Annotated in this window: 3 protein-coding genes; 1 reads left to right on the top strand and 2 read right to left on the bottom strand. The window is 73.3% G+C overall.

What is annotated here, in order from left to right; genetic code table 11:
• On the bottom strand, positions 1–490 hold a 490-nt coding region (locus tag M3N57_06840), incomplete at its 3' end, for an asparaginase (GenBank protein ID MDP9022404.1).
• A complete protein-coding gene (locus M3N57_06845; GenBank protein MDP9022405.1) occupies positions 487–1,065 on the bottom strand; it encodes an aerial mycelium formation protein in 579 nt (192 codons plus the stop codon). The genes M3N57_06845 and M3N57_06840, both read right to left, overlap by 4 nt.
• Positions 1,066–1,227: 162 nt before the next feature.
• On the opposite strand from M3N57_06845, the gene M3N57_06850 reads away from it, so the two are divergent.
• Positions 1,228–2,913 (top strand): DUF4388 domain-containing protein, encoded by a 1,686-nt coding sequence (locus M3N57_06850; GenBank protein ID MDP9022406.1) that lies wholly within the window; start codon positions 1,228–1,230, stop codon positions 2,911–2,913.
• The last annotated feature ends 34 nt before the right edge of the window (positions 2,914–2,947 follow it).

A 2,947-nucleotide genomic window follows, 5' to 3' on the forward strand; every position in this document is an offset into this window, starting at 1 on the left:
GGACGTGGCGTTGGACGGGTCCGTCGGGGTCCAGCAGCCGGTGGCGCGGACAGCGCGCTGCCCGTCCCGCCAGCGCGAACAGCGCGTGTTTCCCGGAGCAGTTGTGGCGGAGCGGGTCGACGACAGCAGCCCCATCGCCGCCGTCCGCGGCAGGGGTGGTCAGGTCGGCGGGGTCCAGCCCGGCGACAGCGAGCATGTCGCGGACCGCCGCCAGGTGCGCCGGCTCGGCGCGGTGCGACGCCCACCCAACGGCGACCAGGCGTGGCGACAGATCGTCGCCGATCAGCTCCAGTGACGCGGCAGCCTGGAACGGTTTGACGGCCGAGCGCGGGAACGTGATCCGGTGGGGGTCGCCGAGCGACACGATCTCGTCGCGGGGGCCGACCACGACGATGTGACCGGCGTGGCGGGACTCGACGAGCTCGCCGCCGTGGTGCAGCCAGCGGGTCGTCTCGGCGATCGGCGCCGGACCCGGCTGCGCACCCGTCATCCCCGTCCGGGCAGGACCTCGTTGATGTCCGCGCGCCCATCACGGTAGCGACGGGCCAGCTCCTCCTGGAGGGCGTCGAGCCGGTCGAGCAGCTGGCGGCGCAGCTTGGAGAGCTCACTCTCCTTCTCCCCCAGCGTCTGGGCGAGCTCGGCGAGCTCATCGGGGGAGTGCTCTGCGAGCCCGGCCAACGAGCGTTCGTTCACGAGCCGTTCGACGTCACGGCGGTGGTACTGCACCGCCGGTGGGACCAGGAAGCGGCTGACGCGCGGGCGCAGCGGGGTGGCGGCCACGTCGTCGGCGAGGATCGAGGGCAGCGCGTCGAGGATCGACCGGGCGGCGTCGTCGTCGTCACCGTCGACATGCTGGCGGCGCAGAGCCTCGGCCCGGATGATGTCGATCCTGCCCTGCAGCACCCGGCGGGCGAAGGACACCCCGCTCTCCTCCTCCTCGCACTCGTCGCGCATGCGGCGCAGCTCGTCGGTGCTCCGCCCCGCGAGGTCGTCGAGGTAGGCAGGGTCCAGGATCCGGTCGATGCGCCGTCGGGCGCGTCGGGGCTCGGTCGGTGGTGCGTCCATGTGGGATCCGTCCGTCGACGTCCCGTCAGTTCGTACGCCTGAAGGCGCGGGGGACCATCAGCCTACCCGCCAGGTCGCGACCGCAGTCGGCATGACGCAGCGTGACTAGGATGACACGCTGGGCGGCCGCGCGCCGGTAGGGCCCCCCGGTACGATGCGGCCATGCGTGGTGACCTCAGCGAGATCAGCCTCGCGGACCTGCTCCGCGGGCTGTCGAGCGCGAACGCCACCGGCGCCCTGCACATCGAGGGCCGCACCGGCCCGGCGCGGATCTTCCTCCGCGACGGCGCAGTGTACTGGGCGGCGTCGCCCGCTCCGCGGGCGCAGCTGGGCGCCCGGCTGGTTGGCGCGGGGTTCATCACCGACGACGAGCTCGAAGCCGTCCTCGCCGAACAGCGGCGCACGGGCCGACGGACCAAGCTCGGGGCGCTCCTCGTCGAGCGCGGCAGCGTCAGCCGTGACGTGATCCGGGTGTTTGTCCAGGAGCAGATCCTCGGCGCTGTCTTCGACCTGGCGCGCTGGCAGGGCGGACGCTACGAGTTCTTCCGCGGCGACGCCGCCCCCGAGGATCTCCCGGTCCAGATCCCGGTGCAACCGCTACTGGTCGAGTCGGCCCGGAGGCTGGCGGAGTGGGACCGAATCCTCGCGGTGATCCCGTCGCTGGACGCCGTCCCCGACTTCGTGCCCGACGCCGCGTCCACGCAGGTGTCGCTCGAGCCCGACGACTTCACGGTCCTGGCCAACGTCGACGGCCAGCGCTCGGTCCGCGAGCTGGCGCAGGACCTGGGATACAGCGAGTTCGAGGCCGCACGGCTCGTCTACGGCTTGACGCTGCTGGGCATCATCGCGGTCCACCACGACGGCGCAACGCCTGCCGTGGCTCGGGCACCGGTCGCGGAGCCGGCGCCGGCCGAGGTCGACATCGACGTGGGGGCGGCGCTCGATGAGGCGCTGGACTACCGGGCGCCGGACGAGGCGCCGGTGCAGGCGCGGGACGAGGCGACCGTGCACGGGCCGGACGAGGCGCCGGACGACTTCGACGTCGGTGCGGCGCTGGAGGCAGCGATCCACGGTCCCGGCCCGGACGTCGACGAGGAACCGGCCGACGACAGCTTCGACGTCGGGGCCGCCCTCGAAGAGGCGTTGAGCATCGACCTCAACGACGCCATGCAGGAGACGGTCGAAGAGCACACCGTGGTTGACACCGGCGGTGAGGACGTCACCGCGCGCGGCGTCGAACCCGAGGTGTGGCGGGTCGTGATCGGCGAAGACGACGTCGTCGCCGAGCCCGCCCCCGAGGTGCGTCGCGACCGCGAACGTCCTCGCGCGCCCGAACGCCGGGAGGCGCCGGTCGATCGCGCGGACCGGGTGGCCGAACCGGTCACCGAGCCCCGCCGGGAGCCGGCCGTCGACCAACCGTCCGACGTGGACGAACACGAGGTCGCCGACGAGCTGCGGTCGCTGGTGGCCGAGCTCGGGGAAGACGTCGCCACGGAAGATGAGGTCGAAGCCGAGGAGGTCGGGGCCCGCGCCGAGGCCGCCGGGGCAGAGCCCGCGGCGGCGCCGAACCGCGGCTCCTCCGATGACGATCGCGGAACGCCACCCGAGCCGGAGGCGTCCGAGGAGGAGCGCCCACCCTCGGAGCCACATCCGCGGCGGGCGGACATCTCCGAGCTGCTACGGGAACTCAGCCAGCTATCAGGCGGAGACGACCGCGACCGCGGCCCGGCGCCGCCGGCCGGCTCGCCACCCGCCGACGACCGGGGGGACGAGTCGGAACACAAGCGCAAGGACGAGGACGACGAGCCCAAGCGGGGCGGTTTCCGGCGGCTGTTCGGCCCGCGCTGATGGCTTCCCGAGGCGATCTCGGGCACGGTCCTAC

Source organism: Actinomycetota bacterium, assembly GCA_030776725.1.
Classification (GTDB): domain Bacteria; phylum Actinomycetota; class Nitriliruptoria; order Nitriliruptorales; family JAHWKO01; genus JAHWKW01.